This window comes from Brevibacillus sp. FSL K6-6036 (assembly GCF_037964015.1).
Taxonomy (GTDB): domain Bacteria; phylum Bacillota; class Bacilli; order Brevibacillales; family Brevibacillaceae; genus Brevibacillus; species Brevibacillus borstelensis.
In genome coordinates this window covers 3,837,262-3,862,736 of the sequence record NZ_CP150173.1, presented here as the reverse complement: position 1 = coordinate 3,862,736, position 25,475 = coordinate 3,837,262, and the positions used below count along the sequence as shown (strand labels likewise).

The window sequence follows — 25,475 nt, the reverse complement described above, 5'->3', positions numbered from 1 at the left end:
TTTTTGGGCAAAACATGGTAATGTATGGACGGTTTTCATCTTAGTGAAAAAGGCAGGAGAAAGAAAAGTGTCACGAAAACGTCGGACAGGTGCAAGCTTGAACAGTCCGCAGCGCAAAGCAGTCGAATACGGCATGCTGCTCGTGGGTTCCTTTGTGCTTGCCACCAGCTTCAACCTGTTTCTCAACCCTAATCAGCTAGCATCGGGAGGAGTATCGGGCCTCTCTGTCATTTTGTACCATCTCTTTCACTGGCCGCCGTCCATCGTCCAGTGGGCGCTGAACATCCCGCTGTTTTTGTTGGGCTTTTGGCTTTTAGACAGGCAGTACAGCATGAAGGCGGCGGTAGGCTCTATCGTCCTGCCGTTGTTTGTCGCGCTGACCAGCCATCTTGAGCCGCTTACGGATAACACGCTGCTCGCCAGCATTTACGGCGGGATGGGCGTAGGGCTCGGGATCGGCATCGTCTTCCGGGGCCGGGGCTCTACAGGAGGATTTTCCATCGCTTCGCAAATCCTGCACAAGTACAGCGGCATCAGCCTGGGCGTATCCGTTGCTGTCTTTGACGGCTTGGTCATCCTGCTAGCCGGTTTTGTCTTTACTCCCGAAAAGGCGCTGTATGCCTTGATTGCCCTGTTTGTGACCAGCAAAACGATCGATATCGTGCAGATGGGCTGGAATACGTCCAAAGTGGCGTACATCATCTCCGATGAAACAGACAAGATGCGCGAGGCGATCTTGTTTGATCTGGACCGGGGCGTGACGCTGCTGGACGGCGCTGGGGGGTATACCGGCGACGAGCGCAAGGTGCTGATGGCCGTGGTGAGCCAAAGCGAGGTCAGCAAGCTGAAAATGCTGGTGCGCTCTGTTGACGCTGAAGCGTTTATCATCCTGTGTCCGGCTCAGGAGGTATTAGGCGAGGGCTTCCGGGCTGTGTAGTGGGCATGTGGAGCCGTGGCCTATTGGTGAACGATGTCAGCTTTTGTGTGAAAGCACCAAACAATGAAAAAAGCGTTGCATCCAACAGTTGGATGTATCGCTTTTTACTTTTACAGGCATATCGTGGGGCTCGCGTGCACATTTTTCAAAGACAGCCTCATGAAAGTGATTGGGAAAAGCACAGCAGAGCGACAAGCCTGCAGGAAACCCTGTTTCCATGCTACAATAAACAAAGGAAAATGTCCGGTCAGGGGAGGAATCATGATGACAGAACAGGCATTCATGCAAAAAGCGATTCAGATGGCGTGCGAAAACGCGTCGTCCGGCCACGGTACCCCCTATGGTGCCTTGGTGGTGAAGGACGGCCACATTATTGGAAGCGGTGTCAACGAAGTGACAGCCACCAACGATCCTACGGCTCACGCCGAAATCCTCGCGATCAGGGAGGCGTGCAAGCACGAGAACAGCATCAAGCTGGAGGGCTGTGTCATCTACGCGAGCGGAGAGCCGTGTCCGATGTGTTTGGCCGCCATTTACTATACCGGGATCAAAACGGTCTACTACGGCTATTCCAAGGAAGAAGCAGTGCCTTTCGGATTCAACTCCGGGGCGATTTACGAGCAGATTGCGCTGCCGATGGAGCAGCGTTCGGTCCAGATGAAAAAGCTGGAGAATGATCAGTCGGAGCCAAACCCGTTTGTCATCTGGGAGCAGACACAAGGGAAGCTGGACTGAATGGCTTGCCTGCCTGATGCGACAACATAGATAAGCTCGTGCTGCAGGCATGCGAGACAAACAAAAGGAGTTCATGAGCTACAACCCCTTGGTCGCAGCAAAATGGTCAAGGGGTTATTTCTTGTTCAAAAAAGGAGAGTAGGGATAGCTGCTTATCCGAGTGCTTCGTCACAAAAATGTCGCACATCGCGGGTCCTGTACTTTTCCTGACTTTACGTTATAATAAGTTTAGTAAAATGACTGTTGGCAGGGAGTGAACGATTCGTGTATAAAGCGTTGGTGGAATCCCACGTTGGTGGCTGGGAAGTGGCCTTTGTCCTTCTGATCATCGGCTATATCCTTTACCGTGCAGGAAAAGAACGGGTAGCAAAAATTCTACATATGATTTTGCGTCTGATGATTGTGATCATTGCTGTGTCCGGCATTTGGATGCTGTTTGCGTTTCGTGCGGGCGACTGGCTGTACTACGTCAAAGGCCTTCTCGCGCTGATTGTCTTTGGACTGATGGAAATGTCGCTGGGCCGCGCGCGCCGAAACGAAGCGAGCATCGGCTTTTTCGTCGGGGCGCTGGCGCTGATGGTCATCGTGATTCTGATCGGATATCGGGTAATCGTGTAAATAGTGTTTTGCAAGGAGACAGGCCAATTCCTACAAAGGGATTTGGCCTTTTTATATGCCAAGAAAACCGGAGAGACGATGTTTTTATTCCCCAATTTTTCTTTTTGGAGAAATACTCCACTTTATGATAACATATTGGAGGAATCATTCGTTTTTCTGCACGAAGCAATAGCCAAGGAGGTAACCGATGACAGAATCAACAGCAGACAGGGGAGAATGGACGACAACGAGTACAGGCAAAACAGCCACACTGCTGGAGATCAACAGTCTTCTTCCTTCCTACACCAAATCCGAACGCAAGGTAGCGCAGTACGTTCTGGCCCATACCGAAACCGTTATTTATGCGTCGGTCATTGATTTGGCGGAGAAGATCGGGGTGGGGGAGACCACGGTTTTGCGCTTTTGCCGAAAAATCGGTTTCCGCAGCTATCAGGAATTTAAGCTGGCACTCGCCCAGGAACTGGCAAATCCGTCCCAGCATTCCCGCGATGAGGTGACCAAGGAAGATTCATTGCATGCGATTGCGCAGAAGGTTGCCGCTTTTAACGTCCAGTCGATTCACGATACAGACGCCCTTTTGGATGTCGAACAACTAGGGCGCTGCGTACAGTTACTCATAGAGGCGAGAACGATTCATTTCTACGGGGTAGGTACCTCGGGGGTGACAGCTCTTGACGCCAAATACAAGTGCCTGCGTATCGGGCTTCGAGTAGACGCCTTTTCCGATGCGCATTTGCAAGCGATGGCAGCATCCACGCTGGAGCCGGGCGATGTGGCTGTAGGCATATCTGTATCGGGCAGTACAAAGGATACGATTGACGCCCTGAAACTGGCGAAAGAAGCCGGCGCCTCCGTCATCTGTCTGACTCATTACCGCCGGTCCCCGATTACGCAGCATGCCGATATTACGCTCTTGACCGCCGCCAAGCAGGGGCCGCTGGAGGGCGGTTCGCTCGCTGCGAAGATCGCCCAGCTTCACGTGATTGACGTACTGTGCACAGCGGTATCCCAGAAAATGAGCGACAAGGCGTTGACCTACAAGCAGAAGACAGCCAAAGCCGTATTGGATAAAGTGTATGAGCCAGCCCAACCGGGCAAAGGCAAACCATAAAATGAAAGAGATTGGACAGGTGACTTACATGAAGTGGAAAATCGTTGAGAATTACGAGGAGTTGAGCGCGGAGGCAGCCAGGCTTGTCGCTATGCAGGTCAAGAAAAAGCCCGACTCTGTGCTCGGACTGGCTACGGGAAGCACGCCGGTCGGCATGTACAAGGAATTGGCTCGTATGTATCGCGTAGAGAATCTGGACTTTTCCCGGATTACCACCTTTAATCTGGACGAATATGTCGGACTGTCGGTCGATCATCCGCAAAGCTATCATGTCTTCATGCAGGAGCATTTTTTCCGCCACGTAAATCTGCTCCCGGAGCATACTCATATTCCGAGCGGAGACGCCTCCGACCTGGCGACGGAATGTACCCGATACGAGCAAGCGATCAAGGCTGCAGGTGGAATCGATGTGCAAATCCTGGGGATCGGGGGGAATGGCCACATCGGGTTTAATGAGCCTGGTTCTGCGGCTGACTCCCGGACGAGAGTCGTTCAGCTCGCCCAAAGAACGATCGAAGACAATGCCCGCTTCTTTTCTTCCATCGAGGAGGTCCCGACAGCAGCGGTATCCATGGGAATCCAGACCATTCTGGAGGCCAGGAAGATCGTGCTTTTGGCCAGCGGCGAATCCAAGGCAGAAGCCGTTCACCGCATGCTGGAAGGAGAGCCGACAGCGGAAGTGCCAGCGTCCTTGCTCCAGCAGCATCCAGACGTGGTCGTCATCATGGATCGGTCGGCTGCCAGCCGTCTCAGCGCCGAATGCAAGGAAACCGAACACGCCCGTCTGTAAGGCGTGTTTTTTGCTGGACACGAAATGCAGAAGGCAGAGGGTTGTTCACCAATTCGTATCGGATAACCCTCCGGCGATTATGCTATACTGGGAATGGTAACAGGAAATACAAGCCATATCACGCAAAGGAGCTGATCCTGATGAGTACAAACGAAGCGCTTCTCACGTTGGAAGGTTGGTATACGTATCACGATTTCCGCAAGATCAACTGGGAAAAATGGAAGAAGGCGACTCCGGAAGAGCGCAATGCAGCTGTGGACGAGCTCCAAGGGCTCCTGAAAGCATGGGACGCAAACGAGCAGGAGCAGGCAGGCAGCACTGCCGTCTATTCCATCCTCGGACACAAGGCCGATCTGGTGTTCATGTTCCTTCGCCCGACCATGCAGGAGCTGGACGCGATCAAAACCGCCTTTAACAAGACGAAATTTGCCGACTTCACGGAAGTGGATTATTCCTACGTATCTGTAGTTGAATTGAGCAACTACGTACATAATCCGGGCGAAGATCCGAAATCCAACCCGCACGTCCGTGAGCGGCTCTATCCGACCTTGCCGAAATGGGAGCACATCTGCTTCTACCCGATGAACAAAAAGCGCGACGGACAAGACAACTGGTACATGCTGACCATGCAGGAGCGCGCGGAAATGATGCGCTCCCACGGCATGATCGGCCGCAAGTACGCAGGCAAGGTCAAGCAAATTATCGGCGGTTCCGTAGGCTTTGACGATTGGGAATGGGGCGTCACCCTGTTTGCCAACGATCCGCTCGAATTCAAGCACATCGTGTACGAAATGCGCTTTGACGAAGTAAGCGCGCGCTACGGCGAGTTTGGCAACTTCCTGGTGGGAAATCGCGTGACTGCGGAGTCCCTGCAGGCGATGCTGCAAGTGTAAAGAGGCGCCATCACGAAGGCTTCTGACCAACAAAACCAGTGCAAACATACAAAAATCTACCGCTGCAACGAGCGGTAGATTTTTTATTTTTCCAAATTAATGGTAATATAACTAATGATGTGTAAATTTGGGAAGGGGTTGTATGGCTTGAAAAACAAAAAACAAACCTGGCGGCTCACGGCCGGACTGTCAGCGGCTGTGTTGTTGGCGTCGCTGCCTTTGCCCGCGGGAGGAGTTCTCGCGGCTGGGAGTACGGGGGCTGCTACTGCAGCAGCGGAAGCTGACACGGCAAGCTTAACAAAAACGCAAGTAATGGATAGGGCGGGGGAAATTGTCAGCATTCCGGCTGAGTTTACATTGGAGGGAGCCTCCCTTACAAACAATCATAGTCTTCCGCCAACTTGGAATCTCAGGTGGAAAAGTGAAGGTGATGAATCTAAATATATCCATATGGAGATCGATGCCCGAACAGGTACGCTCATTGAGTACTCGAGAGATACCGGCAAATCAAAAAAAACGGGCGGGAATTTGGTAGAGGAAGAAAAAGCTCTGGGCTCAGCAAATGGTTTTTTAATCCGAGCCTTGCCAAAGGAAGAATGGGAGAATCTCTCGGAACCAAATGAATTTGGGTTGAATTTCGACTACTACTATGATTCGGCACAGGAACGGGTCTATACCTTCACCCGTATGCATGACGGCATTCCATTTATCGAGAACGGCGTTCAAATCGTTACAGACCGAGCCGGCGTAGTTGTCAAATACAAACGATACTGGACGGATGAGCCTCTTCCTGAAGCAAAAGACATCCTGGCGGAAGAGGAGGCAGTCAAACGTCTGGCTGAAAAGACGAGGCCGTCACTCGTGGTTGTAGATTTGCCTTCTCGTAGGAGTGGCTTTAGCTTTGACGAACACGATGCTTTTTATGAAAAGGGAGAGGCGTACAAACTCGTCTACGGCTATCTAGGCAAAGACCCCCGCTATCTGGACGCGAAAAGCGGCAAAATGCTGAACATATGGGGAACGGAAGCAAAAGACTATGAGATTACTCCGCTTGGAAACACCATCAGCAAGTCAACGGGAGAAAAATCGATAACGCAGGCAGAGGCGAAAAAAATCGCGGACGATCTGCTGAAGAAGCTTCCGGGTTCATACCGGTTTCTGCAATTTAGAGGGGGCAGCTCCGCCCAAAACCTAGAGCAAGTAGTGGAACGACACGCAGGTATGGAATATGTGCCCGCAGATCCGCAAAAGGAAAAGACCGAGAAGGTGACAGTGATTATTAGCCCTAAAGGCGAACTGCTCCAATATTATAAAGAGATAAATTCAGAAAGCAAAAAAGTTGACAAGGCAATTTCCTATGAACAAGCGAAAGAAATTGCCCTTCAGATGGTGAAGACCTTAATGCCTGAACGTTTGGGGGAACTGTATCTGATCGAACGAAATCCTCCTTCCGATCAAGAGGTCGAGGAGATACTGGCAAGTGGGAATCGGAATTATGTGTTCAGTTACGGTTTACTGATCGATGGCATCCCATTTGATCCTCTTTATCTTGATGTCAGGGTAAAACCTGGTACAGGGGAACTGGTGGAATTTGGATTTCTACAAGACGCAAAACCGCCAGCCACCCTCCCAGCAGCAAAAATCGACCGGGAAGCAGCAAAGAAGATCGAGCAGAAGAATCAAAAAGCCATGCTCACTTACTTTCTGCCGGAGAATTGGATGGATAAAGCCAAACGTGGAGAGAAGCAAACACCAATGCTCGTCTACCGCTACATAGGCGATGAAGGACTCGTAGATGCGGTCACCGGCGAATGGATCATTCTGGATAAACAGAGAGAGAAAGAAAGCAAGGGCCGAAAATAAGCGGAAAAAGAACCGATGTATCTACGGCATGAGGTACGGCATGAGGAAAGATATCCATGACAAAATCTCTGTTTTTGCCAGATGAATGGCAAAATTGATGTGAACAAAATGAACAAAACGTAAAAGTCGAAAGGAGTTGGACGAAGTGACGAGAAAAAAGCAGTCCTGGAAGCTTGCAGCCGGGCTGACTGCAGCCGTGTTGATGACGTCATTGCCTTTACCCGCAGGAGGACTTCTGGCAGTGGGCAGTACCGCATTTGCGGCAGAAGCGAAAACGGGCGGGATGACAAAGGAAGAAGCGGTCAAAAAACTGCAAGGCTATGTATCCATCCCGGGTGATTTCAAGCTGGAGCGGGCTACCTACCTGGACCCGGAAAGAGAATCCTTCTATGATCGCCCATCCTGGCGCCTGAGCTGGGATGATGGGAAAGAAGGCGGTATTTACGCGACGATCGATGCGAAGACAGGCGTTTTGCTGGACTACTCGAAATATACGGAGCAGCGGGAAAAAGGGGCAGGGGAAGCAAGTCTGGAGGAAGAAGCCGCTCTGGCAAAAGCGCAGGAGTTCATAAAAAAGGTAGCGCCAAAAGATGAGCAGCGGAAGCTCTCCCAGCCGAATGAATACAAACAGCTGCTTCCTTACTACTATAGTTTGGGAAGTGAACACACATTTGCATTTACGCGGGTGGAAAACGAAATACCCTTCCTGGAGAACGGTTTTCAAATCGTCGTCTCCCAGGACGGGGAGGTAGTAGAGTATCACAGGTTGTGGAGTGACGAGGCGCTCCCGGACGCAAAGGATGTGCTTGGGGCAGCGGAAGCAGAGAAGCTGCTGGCGGAACGGACCAGCCCTTCTCTTGTGTTTGTGGAAAAGTCATCACTGACCAGGCAGCCCCTTCAAGACCGGAGTCAGTATCAGCTAGTCTATCGCTACCTGGAAAGCGACCCCCAGTTTTTGGATGCGAGTAGCGGCAAAGCCTTGAACCAGCGGGGCGAGGAAGCGAAGGAATCCGTGTTCAAGCCACTGGGTAGCGCAGTCCGCAAGACGGACGGTGAAGATCGCGTCATAACCAAAGAAGAGGCGCAAAAAATAGCCGACCAGGTGATCAAGCTTCTCCCCGGCTCGTATCGTTCCGATGGCAATCGGGGCAGCGGAAGCAGCACAGGACCTGACGGAATCGAACGGCGCAACTGGAGCTTTGATTACACTCCGCTTCACACCCAGGAGAAAAATGTGGAGCCGGTCAAGCTTCGGATCAGCGACCGGGGAGAGCTGATCGAATATTCCAGCAAGGAACGAGGTTTTCGTGCAGAGACTGGCAAAAAGATCGAAAAAGCGGTTTCCTACGAAAAAGCGAGCGAGAGTGCCCAGCAACTGGTGAAAACGCTGCTTTCCGACCGCCTGGGCGAAATTTATATGATTGATCGCACGCCTACGGAACAACAAATCGAAGAGCAACTGGAACGTGGTCAATACTACTACATTCCGTTTGGCTGGATGAAAGACGGCATTCCGATCGAGCATGCCGAGTTTGAAGTCGTGGTCAATCCTGAGACGGGTGAAGCGGAAACGTTGAACCTTCGCGGGGAAGGCTATCCGAAGATCGAGAGCCCGACAGCTGCCAAGATCGACAGGGAGGCGGCCAAAAAAGTAGAGCAAGAGCAGCAAAAAGTGTTGCTCACCTACTATCAGCCGCAGGCGAACTACTACAGGGCAGCGCCGGACAAACAAAAGCCGCTTCTCGTCTACCGCTATGCAGGGGACCGCGGCATGGTGGATGCAATCACTGGTGAATGGATCAGTCTGGACAAGCAGCTTGAAAAAACGAAGGCAAGCGATATCTCGGATCATCCTGATCGGGAGGCATTGCAATTTGCCGTTCGTTTGGGCCTGTTTCCGGTAATCGACGGGAAGGTTGAGCCGGATAAGGAGGTGACCCGAGGCGAAATGGCCGTCATCGCTTCCCATCTCATTGAGCGAATCGAATTTCACCGTTCGTACAGCCTCTCCAGCGACGAGGGGCGACAGCCGTATCGCTTTGATGATGTCGATCCAAAGCATCCGCTGTACGGCGTCGTCCAGAAGGGAGTTCAGACCGGTCTCTTCGCCAAGAAAGGGAGCAGATTCGAACCGGATCGTCCGATTACCCGGGCGGAGGTGGCTGAATTCGTAGCACGCCTGCTGGGATACGGCGACCTTTTGGATAAAACGGACATCTTTTCTGCCCCATACGGAGACGTAGAGAAAAACGCTGTTCCAGCGATAGCGCTCGTCCATGCGTTCGGGCTTCTGGGCGAAAAGGGGAAAGCCGATTTTAAGCCGAACGGGACGCTTACCAGAGCAGAAGCGGCCAGGCTGGTTCAGAAGCTGATCGAACTCAAGAAAGACTACAGATAGAGAAAAATAGCTGGCTTCGGTCAGATGGATGACTGCCGATTTTGCAAAAGAAATCGGCAGTCTTTTCCATGTTTCTATCCGAGACGGAAGGGAGGGATCGTTCTTCCATCGATATCTGTAAAGTCGTATTCCTCTGCCAGCTCCCCTACTCTCACGATTTGACCGCTTTTTTGCTTCACTTCCGGGTCACCTGCCAATGCGCAAATGGCACGCCCGATGTAGTGAGGAGTTTCGGTGTTCTTCAATTCCTCGACAGCTTGCCAATGGTCTGCGTCCGTGTTGAACGCGGCCAGCACAAGTTCTGTTCTCATCCATCCCGGAGAAACCGCGACAACGGCGATGTTGTCAGCCTGAAGTTCTGTTGCCAGTCCGTAGGCCATTCGGTTTAACGCGTTTTTTGCTAAATCATAGTAAAAATGTCCAGTGTATTTGTGATCGTCCCAAAATGTTGTATGCACGATCAGACCTGATTGGCGCCTTCGCATAAGCGGGACGGCGAAGTGGTTGGTCGCAAGCTGTGCCCGCACACCTGCCTGAAACATGTGATCCCAATGCAGCAAGGGCAGCTCCCAAAAAGGCTGATATTCGATAGCCAGCTCGTTCCCGCCCCACACATTATTCACCAGGATGTCCAATCGTCCTTGCTCCTGTTGGATGCGGTCAATGACAGCTTCTGTTTCTTCGTCGTTTGTGTGGTCGCAACGAACGGCAAATGCGGTTCCTCCATGGGATTGAATTTCTGCTGCAGTGTCGTCAATTGTTCCCGGATAGTTTTGCGTAGATTTTCCTCTGACACTTCTCCCGGTGACATACACCGTCGCCCCGGCTTTCGCCAGCTCCACCGCAATTCCTCGTCCGGCGCCTCTGCTTCCCCCCGTGACCAAAGCGATTTTGCCTGTCAATGGATTCATGGAACAGATCTCTCCTCTCGATTAACCTTGCGTAAAAGCAAGTCATGCCTCTATTTTTGCAGGCCAATATGACATCTGCTGTCTTGATTGCCAAAATTTCAGTTGGCTTCTTTGCCCTAGGGTTGTCCCTCTTTTCAGCTCCTTTACGAAAGCCCCGGCAGAGGTGCAGATGAAACCTGAAAGCACGGCAGAAGACTTTCCTGCCTCACGATGCTACAAGAAGACTGCCACCACCCAATCCGAATCCATTGCAGTCATCAACATTTCGTGTAAGATGGGGAAAGGAGGGGTGCCCATGTCTATTCGGCTGCGATTGCTGCTTTCCTATACAGCCATGCTTTTGATTACCGTGATTTTATTTGTCGCGGCCGTGTTTCTCATCGCCGTGGCGGTGACAGGGGACGTCAGGCATGTACGCGACCTGTACACGAGCCGCTATGCCGTCATGCCGTTGACCGAGCCGGAGGAGACCGTGTCTGTAGAGACCAAGTTTCTCGGCAAGAGCGACCCCGAGCAGCTCCTCGACGCGGCATTTTTGCGGGAGCTCGAGCAGCGGTTGGCTCCTGTTCAGGCGGGGATTCTCGTCCGCAAGGGCAGCGAAATCCATCACGCGACGCCGATGCTGCAGGTGCCAGGGATGAAGGCGGCGCTTCCGCCCTACGAATTCGGCAACCTGCATGTACGCGACATTTTGGAGACGGAGGGCCGCTTTTTTTCCTACGTCAAGTTTGATTTTCACTTTGCCGACAAGACAGAGGGCGGCGTTTACGTAATGAAAGAGGTAAGCCCTTATGCGGAGCTGACCCGCAGCCTGTTGCCTGTCTTGATCCTGTTTTTGCTGTTGATGCTTGCGCTGATGAACGGCTTGCTGAACTTCCTCGTCTCGCGGAGCATTATCCGGCCGCTGTACCGGTTGAAAACGGCAACGGAGCAAATCAGGGACGGCGAGCTGGATTTTCATATTGAGCAGTCCGGCCGCGATGAGATCGGCCAGCTCTCCCAAGCCTTTGAGGATATGCGAAAAAAGCTGAAGGAATCCGTGGAGCTCCAGCTGCAGTACGAGGAAAACCGCAAAGAGCTGATCTCCAATATTTCTCACGACCTGAAAACGCCGATCACCTCCATTCTCGGATATGTAGAAGGGATTCGCGACGGGGTGGCGGACACGCCGGAAAAGCTGGAAAAATATCTCGATACGATCGCCCGCAAGGCAAAGGGTATGGACCAATTGATCGATGAGCTGTTCCTGTTCTCAAGGCTGGATCTCGGAAAGCTGCCGTTTACCTTTGAACGCTTGGACATCGGACGCTTTCTGGAGGATTACGTAAGCGAGCTGCGATTTGACCTGGAAGAGAAAAATGTGACGGTCGAGTTTGAACGGCAAGGGTCAGCAGTTTCGGCAGCCCCATCAACGCCCCCGGCGCTCGTACTGGCGGACCGCGACAAGCTGAGGCGGGTTCTGGCCAATGTCGTCGACAACAGCTTGAAATACAATGACAAGCCGGAAAAGCGGATATCCTTTTCGCTGCAAGTCGATACCGGACAGGTGCGAATCGAGATTTCCGACAACGGTCCGGGAATCGATCCAAGAGCGATGCCGAATATTTTTGACCGGTTTTATCGGGCGGAGCAGTCACGTAGTACGGACACGGGAGGGAGCGGCCTTGGCCTGGCCATCGCCAAGCAGATCGTCGATGAGCATCGGGGCACGATCAAAGCGAGCAGCATTGCTGGCGAAGGAACGGCCATCCTGATCACCCTGCCGCGTGTAGAGGGGGCAGAAGCATGACGAAAAGCATTCTCGTCGTTGAAGACGATAAAAGCATTGCAGAGCTTCAACGTGATTATTTGGAAATAAATGGGTTCCGTGTGGATGTGGAGCACTCCGGTAGCGCTGGACTTGCAAAGGCGCTGGAAGGCGACTACGATCTGATCATCCTTGATGTCATGCTGCCCCATGTGGACGGATTCGAGCTTTGCAAGCAGATTCGTACGAGCAAAGACATCCCGATCCTGCTGGTCACGGCCAAAAAAGAGGAGATCGATAAGATCAGGGGGTTCGGTCTGGGAGCAGATGATTACGTGATCAAGCCGTTCAGTCCCGGAGAACTGGTGGCCCGCGTCAAGGCGCATCTGGCCAGGTACGAACGCCTCTCGGGCGGAAGGGAGCAGCGCAGCGACGAGATCCAGATCAGGGGTTTGCGGATCGACAAAGCGTCGCGTCGCGTCTTCGTCAACGAGAGGGAGGTGCCTTTTACCACGAAGGAATTTGACCTGCTGGCGTTTCTCGCAGCCAATCCGAATCGCGTTTTTAGCAAAGAACATCTGTTTGAACGCATTTGGGGACTGGATTCCGCGGGTGATATTTCTACCGTGACGGTCCATATTCGCAAGCTCCGGGAAAAGGTGGAGACCGATCCCTCCCATCCCCAGTATATCGAGACGGTCTGGGGTGCCGGGTACCGGTTTACGGTGTAGGAGAAGCTTGTTTAGAAAATGTTTCGACCCGCTTAAGGTTTTTTTAAGAACTGCTTTAGAACGGGTTTAGATTTGCTCCCTATCCTGAGGAGGAACGAGAATCCTCTGGAATGGAAGGAGCGTTACCACATGAAAAGAAAAGCTTCGCATACAATCACCGGACTGCTTGCCACCGCTGCAATTGGTACGTCTGTTCTGATACCTGTTCAATCTGCCTGGGCAGCGGCCAACTTTGCCGATATAAACAAAGCCGGGTCCTATCAGGCTGCAGTGAAAACGCTGGCAGAACAGCACGTATTCGAAGGATACGGTGCTGATCTGCTCAAGCCGCAGCAGGCGATTACCCGTGCCGAGCTGGCCAAGTTGGCGGTGGCGGCATTCGGTCTGCCGACAGGTCAGGGAAGCGCAGCTTTCACCGATGTAGGAAGCGGCGACTGGTTTCATCCGTACGTGACGGCTGCTGTCTCCGCGGGCATCATGAGCGGAGACGAAGCAGAATTCCTGCCTGATCAACCGCTGACCGTCAGTGAACTGGTGCATGTCGTGGCGAAAGCAAGCAAAACAGATAGAGCGGCCCTCCAGAAAATCCTGGGCAATGCGCAGTCTCAGGCGAAAGCATCCAGAGCCGAGGCGGCTTATCTGGTGGTCGAGGCCAAGCGTACGGCCCAGCAGGCCCAGCAGGTTCAGCAGGCAGCCGAGAACAGAGTGACGAGCATCGAAGCGCAGAACGTGATTACGCTGGTCGTGAAGTTCGCGAAGCCTTTGCCAAAAGAAGAGGTGGAGCTGGAAGCAGCGAAGAAAAACTTTGTCTTTGACAACGGCTTGACCATCCGCAATGTGCCGCAGCTGATGACAGGCACTGAAGCGACGTATATCGTGCCGACCACCGTTCAGAAAGAAGGAACCACCTACACATTGACGTACAAAGGGAAACAGGCAGGCACATTTGAAGCCAATCCGGAGAAGCTTGCCCTCCGTTCGACCCAGCAGGTTACAAGCGACACGTTTGAAGTGGAATCCAGTCTCGAAGACGGCGTCACTGACTACGGAAACGTCATCGTAGCGTACCGCAACTCTCGCCCGAATCCGTTCGCTCTCGACGAGAACAACCAGTACAACGGAAAAACGTATGAAATTCTCTCCTCGATGCGGGATATATCCGTCACGATCACGCCAGAGGGCGGCGAACCGATCAGAGCGGGCTACGTTCCTTTCACGCAAGCAACCGATGGCCGCCAGGCGCCAAAGTTCCGACTGCCTGACGGACAGAAGCTGAAGCCGGGCACCACGTACACGGTGACAGCGGATTGGGCGACGCTGCAGAAAAACACGTTCGTCGCAACCGAGAAGGCGCCGCTGACGATTGAAGAAGTGAAGGCTGCGGATGAAAAAACGCTGTCTGTCACCTTGGCCGAAGATCCGAAGGACGAGCTTTTCGCCTTGCGCAGCATTACGCTGACAGCACCGGACGGTACCAAGCTCACTGCCGATTACAAGCCGACAAGCCGCAAGGGTCAGGTAGGGACATTTGAATTGAAAGACGGAGCGCTTGAAGCGGGCACGACATACGAGGTCGCTCCTGCAGGCGACTGGGCGATTGCTGATAGTGTCCGTGTAACGCTTGAATAGAATGTTAATCACCCGCACAAGTTTATGAATTCTATGCCGCGAGAGTCTCTCATGAAGAGAGACTCTCTTTGTTTTGCACGGCGTTTTTGATACTGTATTAGGAGGAAACAAGCTCTGCCGGACATGGCCGGGAAAAGGGACAAGAACAAAACAAAGATGACCAACCAAAGAAGGACGGAACAGCAATATGCCTTTAAAAATTGGATACCGAACGATAAAAACTGCAATTGGTACGGGAGCGGCGATTCTGATCGCTCAGCAGCTGGGCCTTTCTTTCTATGCCTCGGCCGGAATTATTGCGATTCTCTGCATTCAGGTGACGCGAAAACAGTCGTTTCGGACAGCGATCAACCGCATACTCGCCTGCCTGCTTGGATTGGTGGTCGGGGTTGCGCTGTTTGCCCTCCTCGGGTTTCAGCCCGTAGCGCTGACGCTTCTCATCCTCGTCTTCCTCCCGCTGGCTGTCCGCTTTGGCATTCAGGAGGGCTTCGTGACCAGCATGGTCGTCCTCTTGCATCTCTATTCTGCGGAGCGGATGGACGTGCCCGTCATTTTAAACGAGCTTGCCCTCGTTACGATCGGCGTTGGTGTTGCCTTGCTGGCCAACCTCTACATGCCCAGCCTGGAAAAGGAGCTGAAGGGCATGCAGGCGGCTGTGGAGAGGAACTTCGCGACCATTCTGCAGGAGTTCTGCTTTTACCTGCGCCACGGCCAAAGCGATTGGGACGGGCGCGAGATGATCGAGACCGAAAAAATGCTGGAGGAAGCAAAGCTGCTGGCCTGGCGCGATGTAGAGAACCGCATCGTCCGCAAAGAGGAAGACACCTACTACGAGTATTTCGTCATGCGGGAAAAACAGTTTGAATACCTGGAGCGGATGCTGCCGATCGTATCGACACTCAGCGTGCAAGTGCCGCAGGGGCATCAAATCGCGGATTTTCTCGACCACCTGAGCCATTCCATCCATCCGGGCAATACGGCGTACCGCTTCCTCGACAAGCTGCAGGTGATGCGGGAAGAGATCCAAGAGGCGCCGCTGCCCCAGTCGAGAGAAGAATTCGAAACCCGCGCGTCACTCTTTACCTTGCTGCGGGAGATCGAGCAATACTTGTATATTAAGCACCAGCTGGGCAGGAAAAGTCCGGTGAAGAGGAAAGAGCAGGGGTATTAGAAGTGAGTGCAAAACCGCCCGGAGGCTGCAATAGTTGCTGCTCCGGGCGGTTTATTCGTAATTACTGATTGCATTTGGCAAAGGAGAGAAAACTGTGAAGAAAAGATATATGATAAGTTTTATTGCCTCTATTCTTATGATTATTTCTTCTTTAATAAGTTTGCTTCTAAGATTATCTATGTCTTTATCTATCGCTTTACCAACCCTTTTATTAGTGGGAGGAATCTGCTTCTTTATATCTGCCTTCGTATCCATGAAGAAAGAAAAGGAATAGACGAGTTTGATCGCGGAACAGAGAGTCGGAGAGCATTTGCCACAGTTCGATATACCCCCAGTCCACTTTGTCCCCCATATCCATATTTCACCAAGCATCCTCTCTGTACGGCTAGAATTGCCGCCAAGTATCCACAGGATCTGTGATTTCTTCTTTTGCAGCAATTACTCCCTACTTAATTGAGCCATCCACTTCCCCAAACCCCTAAATTTTCGCAATGGTTACCATTGCGATTTCTCATTTTTTCATAAATTTCAACTATGATACTGTAAAGCAAAGAACATCGAGAGAGGAAAGGAGTGCTGCGCGTTGTTGCCATTTCGCGTCATCAACCAGAAAACGACTGAACAAATTTTGGACATGGCCCGCGTCATCGAGACGGTGGAACAAGCCTATACGCTGAAAGCCCAAAAGGAGGCCACCCTGTTCCCCATGGTTTTCCACGAATTCGAGCCGGGCAAAGCGGATATGGACATCAAGTCCGGCCATCTGACAGGTGCCAACATTTTCGGATTGAAGCTGGTCTCCTGGTTTGGAGAAAACACGGAGAAGAATCTGCCCCAGCTGATCGGAATGGTCATGGTGCTGGACAGCCGTACAGGCGCTCCGCGGGGAATCCTCAGCGGCGAGCATATCACATGCATGCGCACGGGTGCAGCCGGGGGGATCGGCGCCAAATACTTGGCGAGACCGGAGTCGGAGCATCTGCTGATCGTCGGCAGCGGTCATCAAGCCCCTTTTCAAATCCTGGCCACGTTGATTGCCATGAAGCATGTAAAAAAAGTATCTGTATACAACGCCCGCTCCTACGAACGAGCTGCTGCGTTTTGCGAAAATATCCAGTCCAGGCTGCTCAAAATGGTCGCCTCCCAGTTTAAAGGACAGGATGATCTCTTAGGCGAGTACACCAAGCGCTGTCAGATCGAATTTGTTCCCGTAGAGAACATCGAGCAGACGACAAGAGAAGCGGACATCATCATCACCGCTACATCTGCCCGTCAGCCGTTGATCCGGAAAGAATGGGTAAAGCCGGGAACGCATATCACCTGTGTCGGAGCGGATATGGAAGGCAAGCAGGAGATCGATGAGCATTTGTTTGCCGCAGCCCGCGTTTTTGTAGATGACGTCACGCAATCGGTGAACGTTGGAGAAATGGAGATTCCCGTAAAGAAAGGCGTCGTTACGAAAGAGACAATCGTAGCGGAAATCGGCGAAGTGATCCTGGGCCGGACAGCCGGACGGACGTCGCCTGAAGAGATTACGATCTTTGACAGCACCGGCATCGCCCTGCAGGATTTGCTGACCGCCAAGCTTGTGCTTGAGGTGGCGGAAAAGACGGGTGCCGGTACGGTAGTCGAACTCTAAGAAAAGGGAGGAGCAAACAAAAGATGCAGGTAAAACCGTTTAAAGTCGAAGAGTGGATGAATGAATATGAAATGGATGCGGTCTACAACATCGCCGAGACATGCGTGGATTCTCTGACCGTGGAAGAATTAATCCGCCTGTCGGATGAGCCGGAGCGCTTTTTTGGCGAACTGGCAAAAATGAAGCTGACGTACGGTCATATCGAAGGATCGCCGGAGTTTCGCTCGCTGGTTGCGGGTTTGTACAAAACGATGAAGCCGGAAAATGTCATTTCGATGAACGGCGCCATCGGGGCCAACTTCCTGCTGCTTTACTCACTCGTGGAACCGGGGGACGAGGTCATCACCGTACATCCGACCTATCAGCAGCTGTACTCGGTGCCGGAATCGTTCGGGGCACAGGTGAAGCTCCTCGGGCTGCGTCCGGAAAACGGATTTTATCCCGATCTGGGTGAACTGAGAAGCATGGTCAGCCCGAAAACGAAGCTGATCTGCATCAACAATCCGAACAACCCGTCCGGCGCGCTCATAGGCGAAGAGATGCTGCGCGAAATCGTGGAAATCGCCCGCAGTGTGGATGCCTATCTGCTCTGCGACGAGGTGTATCGCGGACTGCATCAGGACCCCGAGGTCGTCGTTCCGTCCATTGCGGACCTGTACGAGAAAGGAATCAGCACAGGCAGCCTGTCCAAGGTGTTTTCGCTTGCCGGCCTGCGTCTCGGTTGGATTGCGGGACCGCTTGACGTGATCAAGGAATGTGTCAAGCACCGCGATTACAATACGATCAGCTGCGGCATGATCGACGACGTCCTCGCCGTGCATGCATTGAAAAACTACGACAAGATCATGGACCGCAACCTCGGAATCGTCCGCACCAATCTGCAAATTCTGGACGACTGGGTGCAAAATGAACCGCTTATCTCGTATGTGAAGCCGCAGGCCGGGACGACAGCAATGCTGAAATACGAGCTGGACATCCCGTCCGAGGAGTTTTGCATCGACCTGTTCAAAACGACCGGGGCTTTCCTGACGCCGGGAAGCTGCTTTGACATGGAAGGCTATGTGCGGATCGGCTACGCGTGCGCCACAGACGTGCTGCGCGACGGTCTGGCAAAAGTATCAGAATATCTAAGGGCCCGCCGCTAAGTGCCGGCCCTATAAAAATACAATTGATTGCATAAATATAAAAATGTTATTATTAAAAAAAGTTTAGGGAGGGGAAACTGCTTATGGCGCAACCAGAAATGAACACCAAGCCTTCGCTTTCCAAGGTGAAAGAAATAAACGTCTTCGTCTTGCTCTTCGCCGTGCTGGCGATCGCGGTCGTCTTGACCTATCTGATCCCGGCGGGCGAATACGGACGCGTGGACGTAAACGGCAGAAGCGTCGTCGATCCGCAATCATTCCAATTTATCGAATCATCTCCGGTAAAGCCGCTTGGACTCGTTAACAGCGTCCATACCGGCATGGAGGAAGCGGCGGGCATTATCTTTTTCGTTTTGATTATCGGCGGAACCTTCGGTATTTTGACAGCAACCGGGGCGATTGAGGCTCTGATCGTCACGCTCTCACGCAAGCTGCAAAACCAGGAAAAATGGCTGATTCCGATCATGATGTTCTTCTTTGCCATGGGGGGATCATTGATGGGAATGGCGGAAGAAACGATTCCGTACATAGCCATTATGATACCGCTGGCAGTCGCTTTGGGATTTGACGCGATCACAGGGGCGGCGATTGTCCTGGTAGGCGCCTCCGTCGGCTTTACGTCGGCGATCATGAACCCGTTTACGGTCGGGGTAGCGCAAGGCATTGCCGAGCTTCCGACGTTTTCCGGGGCGGCGTACCGCATTGCCATTTTTGCCGTAATGTACATCGTCTCGGTCGGATTTGTCTACCGCTATGCGATGAAGGTGAAAAAGGACCGTTCACACGGGTTCTTCGGCAATTTTGAGGGGAAAGACGCCTCGGAGATGCTGCGCGGCGATATTGTTCTCACGACGAGACACAAATGGATTCTCGGCTGTTTTGTGGTCAATTTTGTCGTTCTGGCCTTCGGCGTAATCAAATACGGCTGGTATATTACGGAAATTGCCGGACTGTTCCTACTTTTGGGAATTGTCATTGGGCTGATCGGGAAACTCTCGTCCAACACGATCGTAGAATCATTCATGAAAGGAGCCTCCGGCGTAATTGCAGGGGCGCTTGTGATCGGCGTTGCCCGCGCGGTCGTGGTCGTGCTGAACGAGGGCCACATTCTGGATACGATACTCTACTATGCAGCAGCGTTGATCAATGAGATTCCGGCGACGCTGACCGCGTTTGGCATGCTTGTGCTGCAAACAATCATCAGCTTTATCGTGCCGTCCGGCAGCGGAATGGCCGCCTTGACGATGCCGATCATGACACCGCTCGCCGATCTGGTGGGCGTGACGAGACAAACCGCAGTGCTCGCGTACCAGTTTGGGGACGGGATTTCGAATATTTTCATCCCTACATCCGGGTACTTCATGGCGGGCCTGGCAATTGCCGGAATTCCGTGGATGCGCTGGATGAAGTGGATTCTGCCGTTGATCCTCCTTCAGTACGGCGTTGCCATCGCTGCAGTAGTCGTGGCCCAGCTGATCGGCTACGGGCCGTTTTAAGAAATATTGGAACAGGGGGATGTTTCGCGGACCAGCGAGCTTCCTGCCTGCATCATTTTTGCTAGGAGCGTGATTGCATGACTAGAGACTTGTGCACGCCAGAACTCGCCCAATGGGCTGTCGGCCACCGCCGCTACCTGCACCAAAATCCGGAGCTGTCCGGGGTGGAATTCGAGACTGGCGAATACATCAAAAAATGTCTGCAGGAGCTGGACATCGAAATTCTCGACTTTCCCGCACCGAGCGTCGTCGGCTTTTTGAAAGGAACCGAAGGGAAAAAGACGATTGCGCTGAGGGCTGACATCGACGCGCTGCCAGTCCTGGAGGAAGGCGAGAAGGATGGCTATATTTCCAAGCGCGAGGGCATCGCCCATGTCTGCGGCCATGACGGACATACGGCCGTGCTGCTCGCCGCCGCCAAATGGCTGTCGGAAAACCGGCAGGAAGTGAAGCCGAACGTGCTGTTTTTGTTCCAGTCCTCGGAGGAAATGCTGCCGAGCGGGGCGGAAAAACTGGTGGCCCAGGGAGCGGTCGACCAGGCGGATGCGGTCTTTGGCCTGCACCTCTGGCAGCCGCTGGAGAAAGGAAAGATCGGCATCACCTACGGCGCGATGATGGCGTCGGCGGACGATTACCGCATCGTCATCGAAGGAAAGGGCGGGCACGGCTCGATGCCGCATGAGACCATCGATCCGATCTACATCGCCAGCCATGTGATCGGCGCTTTGCAGGGAATTGTCGGACGCCGGATGAACGCCATCGAGCCGGCGGTCATCTCTGTGGGTAAAATCGAAGCGGGGACGACGTACAACATCATTCCCAACCAGGCGGTCATGTCCGGCACGTTCCGCTCGCATTCGGAAGCGACCCGCCGGGCTCTGGCGGAAGAAATGAAGCGGACCGTCGAGGGAATCTGCGCCGCTTTCGGAGCAAAGGGGACGCTGGAGGTCGACTGGGGCACGCCGCCGGTGGTCAATGACAAAGAGATGAGCCAGTTCGTGGAGCAGGTCGTGACAGAAAAGCTCGGAAGCGAGCTGCTTGTTCACGTCGATCCGGTCATGGGCGGCGAAGACTTCTCCCACTACTTGCTCAAAAAGCCGGGCGCCTTTGTGTTTGTCGGCATGAACGGCGAAAAGAGCGCCTATCCGCATCATCACCCTCGCTTCGATATCGACGAAGACGTGATGCCGACAGCGATCAATCTGTTCATTCAACTCGTCAAGCAGTTTGCATAAGGACTTGCCGACAAAGGTGACCTAATAGGCTCGCCCGGCCGTTTGCACAAGGAGTTTGCCTAAGGAGGTTTTTACAGGATGCTATCCGTTTCATTTTTCGATATTGTCAAAGCGCACAAGGATTTGCAGGGCCAAGTGACGAAGACGCCGCTGCTGCGTTCGGACGCTCTGTCCGGGGCAGCAGGCGCGGACGTGTGGCTCAAGCTGGAATGCTTGCAAAAAACAGGCTCGTTCAAAGTCAGGGGAGCGCTGAACAAAATCGCTTCCCTGAGCGAAGCAGAGCTGGCCAAAGGCGTTATCACCGCTTCTGCGGGAAACCATGCGCAGGGCGTAGCCTATGCCGCGTCCCTGAAAGGCGTATCCGCCCTGATCGTCGTGCCAAAGACGGCTCCGGAGACGAAAAAGGCCGGAATCAAGAAGTACGGAGCGGAACTGGTCGTTCACGGAGACAACTACGATGAAGCAGAGGCGCATGCATACCAGCTAGCGGAGGAAACGGGCAGAACCTTCGTGCACGCATTTGAAGACGACCAGATCATCGCCGGTCAAGGGACGGTCGGACTGGAAGCGCTGCTGGAGGAGCCCGATTTCGATACGATCATCGTTCCGGCTGGCGGCGGAGGCCTGATCTGCGGGATCGCGACCGCAGCCAAGGCGATCAATCCCGCGGTGAAGGTGATCGGAATCCAGACCCATGCGTCGCCGCCGTGGTACTATTCGTTCCGGGAAGGACGCCTGGTCGATGTGGAGTACAGCGACTCGCTTGCTGACGGCCTGCACGGCGGCATTACCCAGGGCAACCTGGATCTGGCGCTGAAGATCGTGGACGACATACTCCTCGTCGAAGAAGAGCACGTCGCACAGGCCATGCACTGGCTGGCAAAAGAGCATCACCTGATGGTCGAAGGCTCGGGCGCAGTCGGCGTCGCAGCCCTGCTGCAAGGGGCCGTTTCGGGCATCGCGGGCAAAAAAGTGCTGACGATCGTCAGCGGCAGCAATGTGGACGCAGGCAAGCTGGCAAAGCTGATCGCGAGGTACGAATAGGATGACGCGGATTCGGTCCATCGACATTTACGCGATTGCGCTGCCGTTGATCCGCCCGTTTATCATAGCCTACGATACGTTCCGCGAGATGCCGACGATCCTGGTCCGGCTGGAGACAGACGAGGGAGTCGTCGGATACGGCGAGGCTACTCCGGACGAGCATGTGACAGGGGAGACCTACTGGAGCACGATCGAGGTCATCAAGCATCATCTGGGTCCGGCTGTGCTTGGAGAAAACCCGTTTTCCATCGAGCGGATTCACGACAGGATGAACCAGAAGGCAAAGGGAGTCCCGGCGGCCAAGGCAGCGATTGACATCGCCTGCCACGACCTGATGGGCAAGCTGGCGGGCCAGCCGCTCTACCGTTTGCTGGGCGGCCCTTCTCACGACGAGCTGGTCATTCCTTATGTCATGAGCATTCAGCCGCCGGAGGTCATGGCCCAAGAGGCCAAAGCGGCTGTCGCCGAAGGGTACGGAACCTTGAAGCTGAAGGTCGGGACGGACGTCGCCTCAGATGTTGCCCGGGTGCAGGCCGTACGCCAAGCAGTCGGGCCCGATATCAGGCTCCGGGTCGACGTCAACCAGGGCTGGGGGTACGCCGCCGAGACCTTGCAGGCGCTGAAGCATATGGAGGCGTTGGGCATCGACTGGATCGAGCAGCCGGTTCACGCCGACGACCTGGACGGTATGGCCGATATTCGCCGAAAGACGGCGATCCCCGTGATGGTTGACGAAGGACTTTTGGGAGACAAGGAGATGCGGCTGATCACCCAGAAAAATGCCGCAGACTGGATCAACATCAAGCTGATGAAATGCGGCGGTTTGTACCCGGCAGTGCGATTGAACCACCAGGCGGAAATGGCGGGAATCCGCGTGCAGATCGGTTCGATGGTGGAGTCGGCCGTCGCCACCGCGGCGGGAGCGCATCTTTCGCTGGCAAAGAAGAATATCTGGTCCAACGAGATGGTCGGCCCCCGGATGTTTGCCAAAGACGTGGCGGATTTCCCCGTTACCGGCGACCGCATCCGGCTTGGCGAATCACCGGGGCTGGGAATAGCAGTAAACGAAGAGACTGTTGCGTCTTTGATGCGCATTCACGTGAAATTGGCATAGCATAAATGGGCTCCATCGGGTACACTTTGGGGAATAAGGAATGAGCGTTTGACGCCTTCCAATTCGGACAAAGCGAGTGTAGACGATGGAGCTTCGTAATTTAAGGACCTTTCAGGTCGTCGCCGAACATTTGAATTTGACCAAGGCAGCCGAGCATCTGGGCTACAGCCAGCCGACCATTACCCTGCAAATCAAGGCGCTGGAGAGGGAGCTGGGCCATTCGCTGTTGAACCGGGTGGGAAAGAAAACATTCCTCACCCCGGCAGGCAAGGTGGTCAGGCAGTATACGGAGCAGTTGTTTTCCGTCATGCAGCTGATGGAAGAAGAGCTGAACCACCTGAACAACCCCTTTGGCAATCTGGTTGTCGCCGCTCCTGAATTTTACTGCACCCAGTACATGCCGCACATGCTGAAGTCATATCTGGAAATGCATCCGCAGGTGAATCTGCAGGTCATTTCCTGCAGCAGCCAGGAGGCGCTGCGCAGGGTGAACAACCATGAAGCCGACATCGGCATCATCGCGGGAACATGCGATCTTTCGGATATTTATGCAAGTGTGGTGGATCTGGAGGAGTTCGCGCTGGTCGCTACGCCGGAAATGATTGCCGGGCGCAGCTTCTCCGAGGTGCTGGAGCAGTATCCGTTCCTGTCCTACCAGGAGGGCTGCAACCTCGACGGGTTTATCAGCCAGTGCCTGGCGGAGATCAACTACTCTCCCCAATCCGTCATCAAGTGCACGAGCGAAGAGACGATCAAGCGGTCGGTGCTCAATCACACAGGGGTCGCCTTTCTCAGTACCGCGCTCATCCAGGCGGAGCTGCGTTCCGGAGCGGTAGAGGAGCTGCACCGTTTTTCCCGGCGTGCCGAGACGTCGATTATTTGCCTGAAGCGGCGAAAGGACGAGGCGGCGATTGAGACCTTCGCCGAGCTGGTGACCGATGTGTGGCAAAGCGTTCGGGAAAATCAGTAGGGCTTCGTATAACGTAAAAGAGCATCTCATCCAGAGATGCTCTTTTCAGCGTCTTTGGGAGTGGGTTTTGGGGCGGGGCAAGGTAAGATCAGGTCAGGTAAGGTAAGCTAAGCTAAGTTAAGCTAAGCTAAGTTAAGCTAAGCTAAGCTAAGCTAAGCTAAGCACTGACAGCTAGCCTGTTTTACCGTAGTCCATCGAGAAAATCCCGCACTGCCCGATAGAAGCCATTCGGGTCATCAGAGTGGACACCGTGACCGCATTCTTCAAAAACTTCAAGCTTTGTATTGGGCCTGCGGGAAACCATAAGCTTGGCCTGATGAATATCCATGACAAAGCTTTTTTTTCCGTGAATAAGCAAAATGGGGCAAGTAGAGGACAGCCAGTCTTCCCACCAGACACCATTTATGTTTTGTGTAGAAATATTCATCCCTCTTAAGTCGGAGCGAAATCCCCAGCCCTGTTCATCCTCAAACACGCTTTCCGAAAAGTAATCAATGGCTCTAACCCCTGCGCGCTCCAATGATGCTCTCAGTTCCTCCAGTGAAGCGGAACGGCTGGGGAGCTTTTCGGCAAAGGACATGTCGGCATTGATCTCGACACCGATGTCTTCCACAATAACGGCTCTGACGAGTTCAGGATAACGTGCAGCAAATTGATAGCCGTTTACTCCGCCTAAAGAATGCCCCAGTATGGTGACAGGCTGTCCGCCAAGCTCCGTGTCAATAAGGCTAAAAATATCATTCAGGTAGCTTTCTCTGGAGTAATCCAGATCGGGAGAGTGCTCACTCCAGCCATGTCCGCGTTGGTCCAAACCGATCACCCGCCAACCCTCGATTTTGGAGGCGAAGTCTGAGTAGGTTCTGGCATCGTTCATATGTCCGTGCAGCATCAGTAAAATTTCTTCACCCTCACCCCCGAAATCAAGGTATGAGAGCTTCATCTTTCCCGATTGAAAGTACTTTCTTGTTGGCAATTGATTGTCTTTTGCGTGAAGCATTTCCTTTCCTCCCTTTCCCATCCGAATTGAACGAAATTTGATGGCAAGTCAACTGTAACGGATAATAGTGACAACTTTTGTCATGATTTAAAAATTTGTGTACAGCTATTTGGCATATCGCTTGACTCTGCTTGATAACGAGAAATGTGCGATAACGTAAGAGCTCTTCCCTGCGATCCATGGAGCTGTTTTTGTCCCTACCGTCATATACATCTAAAGAGTTTGACTATTCAGCCTATGACGGGTATAATTTGGATAACTTTGTTAGTTAAATTAACTAACTCTTTGGTGGTGAATGGCA

The 25,475-nt window shown here is 53.2% G+C and carries 21 protein-coding genes; 19 read left to right on the top strand and 2 right to left on the bottom strand.

Translation table 11 applies throughout. The features are described from left to right. The first annotated feature begins 67 nt into the window (after positions 1-67). The 8 genes from NST37_RS19340 (at position 68) to NST37_RS19305 (ending at position 9,345) form a co-directional block, all read left to right on the top strand. Positions 68-937 carry a YitT family protein gene (locus tag NST37_RS19340; RefSeq protein ID WP_003389530.1) on the top strand — a complete coding sequence of 290 codons (870 nt, stop codon included), beginning with the start codon at positions 68-70 and terminating at the stop codon, positions 935-937. Positions 938-1,198: 261 nt separating this feature from the next. Next, on the top strand, positions 1,199-1,672 hold the full coding sequence (locus NST37_RS19335; protein ID WP_051567340.1) for a nucleoside deaminase: 474 nt from the start codon (positions 1,199-1,201) through the stop codon (positions 1,670-1,672). Between the two features lie 264 nt (positions 1,673-1,936). Beyond that, entirely contained in the window at positions 1,937-2,290 is a 354-nt protein-coding gene (locus NST37_RS19330) for a DUF1516 family protein (RefSeq protein WP_003389528.1), read from the top strand. Between the two features lie 187 nt (positions 2,291-2,477). Next, complete coding sequence (locus NST37_RS19325) at positions 2,478-3,401, top strand: MurR/RpiR family transcriptional regulator (RefSeq protein ID WP_003389527.1); 924 nt, start codon at positions 2,478-2,480, stop codon at positions 3,399-3,401. Between the two features lie 28 nt (positions 3,402-3,429). After that, positions 3,430-4,191: a glucosamine-6-phosphate deaminase gene (nagB, locus tag NST37_RS19320; protein WP_003389526.1), complete on the top strand. Its 762-nt coding sequence runs from the start codon at positions 3,430-3,432 to the stop codon at positions 4,189-4,191. A 140-nt stretch (positions 4,192-4,331) separates the two neighbouring features. Further along, complete coding sequence (hemQ, locus tag NST37_RS19315) at positions 4,332-5,084, top strand: hydrogen peroxide-dependent heme synthase (RefSeq protein WP_003389525.1); 753 nt, start codon at positions 4,332-4,334, stop codon at positions 5,082-5,084. Between the two features lie 147 nt (positions 5,085-5,231). Continuing rightward, on the top strand, positions 5,232-6,947 hold the full coding sequence (locus NST37_RS19310; protein WP_039070507.1) for a YcdB/YcdC domain-containing protein: 1,716 nt from the start codon (positions 5,232-5,234) through the stop codon (positions 6,945-6,947). A gap of 145 nt (positions 6,948-7,092) precedes the next feature. Further along, positions 7,093-9,345 carry an S-layer homology domain-containing protein gene (locus NST37_RS19305; protein WP_172920605.1) on the top strand — a complete coding sequence of 751 codons (2,253 nt, stop codon included), beginning with the start codon at positions 7,093-7,095 and terminating at the stop codon, positions 9,343-9,345. A 74-nt stretch (positions 9,346-9,419) separates the two neighbouring features. Here the strand turns inward: NST37_RS19305 and NST37_RS19300 are convergent, their stop codons facing one another. After that, on the bottom strand, positions 9,420-10,256 hold the full coding sequence (locus tag NST37_RS19300; RefSeq protein WP_327925788.1) for an SDR family NAD(P)-dependent oxidoreductase: 837 nt from the start codon (positions 10,254-10,256) through the stop codon (positions 9,420-9,422). A gap of 295 nt (positions 10,257-10,551) precedes the next feature. Between NST37_RS19300 and NST37_RS19295 the strand changes: the two genes are divergently transcribed. The 11 genes from NST37_RS19295 (at position 10,552) to NST37_RS19245 (ending at position 24,177) form a co-directional block, all read left to right on the top strand. Further along, complete coding sequence (locus tag NST37_RS19295) at positions 10,552-12,045, top strand: HAMP domain-containing sensor histidine kinase (protein ID WP_031931890.1); 1,494 nt, start codon at positions 10,552-10,554, stop codon at positions 12,043-12,045. Then, complete coding sequence (locus NST37_RS19290; RefSeq protein ID WP_003389519.1) at positions 12,042-12,734, top strand: response regulator transcription factor; 693 nt, start codon at positions 12,042-12,044, stop codon at positions 12,732-12,734. Before NST37_RS19295 ends, NST37_RS19290 begins: the two co-directional genes overlap by 4 nt. Positions 12,735-12,863: 129 nt before the next feature. After that, entirely contained in the window at positions 12,864-14,363 is a 1,500-nt protein-coding gene (locus tag NST37_RS19285; RefSeq protein WP_339185664.1) for an S-layer homology domain-containing protein, read from the top strand. A 187-nt stretch (positions 14,364-14,550) separates the two neighbouring features. After that, on the top strand, positions 14,551-15,534 hold the full coding sequence (locus NST37_RS19280) for an aromatic acid exporter family protein (protein ID WP_003389517.1): 984 nt from the start codon (positions 14,551-14,553) through the stop codon (positions 15,532-15,534). 583 nt (positions 15,535-16,117) lie between these two features. Further along, positions 16,118-17,173, top strand: coding sequence for an ornithine cyclodeaminase family protein (locus tag NST37_RS19275; RefSeq protein WP_039070499.1), 1,056 nt, complete (start codon positions 16,118-16,120; stop codon positions 17,171-17,173). A gap of 23 nt (positions 17,174-17,196) precedes the next feature. After that, positions 17,197-18,318, top strand: coding sequence for an aminotransferase (locus NST37_RS19270; RefSeq protein WP_039070498.1), 1,122 nt, complete (start codon positions 17,197-17,199; stop codon positions 18,316-18,318). A gap of 83 nt (positions 18,319-18,401) precedes the next feature. Further along, complete coding sequence (locus NST37_RS19265) at positions 18,402-19,814, top strand: AbgT family transporter (RefSeq protein ID WP_327925781.1); 1,413 nt, start codon at positions 18,402-18,404, stop codon at positions 19,812-19,814. A gap of 77 nt (positions 19,815-19,891) precedes the next feature. After that, on the top strand, positions 19,892-21,049 hold the full coding sequence (locus tag NST37_RS19260) for an amidohydrolase (RefSeq protein ID WP_039070497.1): 1,158 nt from the start codon (positions 19,892-19,894) through the stop codon (positions 21,047-21,049). A 78-nt stretch (positions 21,050-21,127) separates the two neighbouring features. Next, positions 21,128-22,093: a threonine/serine dehydratase gene (locus tag NST37_RS19255; protein WP_031931884.1), complete on the top strand. Its 966-nt coding sequence runs from the start codon at positions 21,128-21,130 to the stop codon at positions 22,091-22,093. A gap of 1 nt (position 22,094) precedes the next feature. Then, positions 22,095-23,207 (top strand): dipeptide epimerase, encoded by a 1,113-nt coding sequence (locus NST37_RS19250; RefSeq protein ID WP_024983897.1) that lies wholly within the window; start codon positions 22,095-22,097, stop codon positions 23,205-23,207. Between the two features lie 85 nt (positions 23,208-23,292). Then, complete coding sequence (locus tag NST37_RS19245) at positions 23,293-24,177, top strand: LysR family transcriptional regulator (RefSeq protein ID WP_003388908.1); 885 nt, start codon at positions 23,293-23,295, stop codon at positions 24,175-24,177. Positions 24,178-24,358: 181 nt separating this feature from the next. Here the strand turns inward: NST37_RS19245 and NST37_RS19240 are convergent, their stop codons facing one another. Next, complete coding sequence (locus NST37_RS19240) at positions 24,359-25,174, bottom strand: alpha/beta hydrolase (RefSeq protein ID WP_003388909.1); 816 nt, start codon at positions 25,172-25,174, stop codon at positions 24,359-24,361. Positions 25,175-25,475: the final 301 nt, after the last annotated feature.

What these genes read in the sequence shown, in the direction of transcription:
- NST37_RS19270 (WP_039070498.1), top strand. Translation starts at nt 17,197, where the DNA reads ATGCAGGTAAAACCGTTTAAAGTCGAAGAGTGGATGAATGAATATGAA.
- nagB (WP_003389526.1), top strand. Translation starts at nt 3,430, where the DNA reads ATGAAGTGGAAAATCGTTGAGAATTACGAGGAGTTGAGCGCGGAGGCA.
- NST37_RS19280 (WP_003389517.1), top strand. Translation starts at nt 14,551, where the DNA reads ATGCCTTTAAAAATTGGATACCGAACGATAAAAACTGCAATTGGTACG.
- NST37_RS19240 (WP_003388909.1), bottom strand. Translation starts at nt 25,174, where the DNA reads ATGCTTCACGCAAAAGACAATCAATTGCCAACAAGAAAGTACTTTCAA.
- NST37_RS19265 (WP_327925781.1), top strand. Translation starts at nt 18,402, where the DNA reads ATGGCGCAACCAGAAATGAACACCAAGCCTTCGCTTTCCAAGGTGAAA.
- NST37_RS19295 (WP_031931890.1), top strand. Translation starts at nt 10,552, where the DNA reads ATGTCTATTCGGCTGCGATTGCTGCTTTCCTATACAGCCATGCTTTTG.
- NST37_RS19290 (WP_003389519.1), top strand. Translation starts at nt 12,042, where the DNA reads ATGACGAAAAGCATTCTCGTCGTTGAAGACGATAAAAGCATTGCAGAG.
- NST37_RS19300 (WP_327925788.1), bottom strand. Translation starts at nt 10,256, where the DNA reads ATGAATCCATTGACAGGCAAAATCGCTTTGGTCACGGGGGGAAGCAGA.
- NST37_RS19245 (WP_003388908.1), top strand. Translation starts at nt 23,293, where the DNA reads ATGGAGCTTCGTAATTTAAGGACCTTTCAGGTCGTCGCCGAACATTTG.
- NST37_RS19260 (WP_039070497.1), top strand. Translation starts at nt 19,892, where the DNA reads ATGACTAGAGACTTGTGCACGCCAGAACTCGCCCAATGGGCTGTCGGC.
- NST37_RS19250 (WP_024983897.1), top strand. Translation starts at nt 22,095, where the DNA reads ATGACGCGGATTCGGTCCATCGACATTTACGCGATTGCGCTGCCGTTG.
- NST37_RS19335 (WP_051567340.1), top strand. Translation starts at nt 1,199, where the DNA reads ATGATGACAGAACAGGCATTCATGCAAAAAGCGATTCAGATGGCGTGC.
- NST37_RS19285 (WP_339185664.1), top strand. Translation starts at nt 12,864, where the DNA reads ATGAAAAGAAAAGCTTCGCATACAATCACCGGACTGCTTGCCACCGCT.
- NST37_RS19255 (WP_031931884.1), top strand. Translation starts at nt 21,128, where the DNA reads ATGCTATCCGTTTCATTTTTCGATATTGTCAAAGCGCACAAGGATTTG.
- hemQ (WP_003389525.1), top strand. Translation starts at nt 4,332, where the DNA reads ATGAGTACAAACGAAGCGCTTCTCACGTTGGAAGGTTGGTATACGTAT.
- NST37_RS19325 (WP_003389527.1), top strand. Translation starts at nt 2,478, where the DNA reads ATGACAGAATCAACAGCAGACAGGGGAGAATGGACGACAACGAGTACA.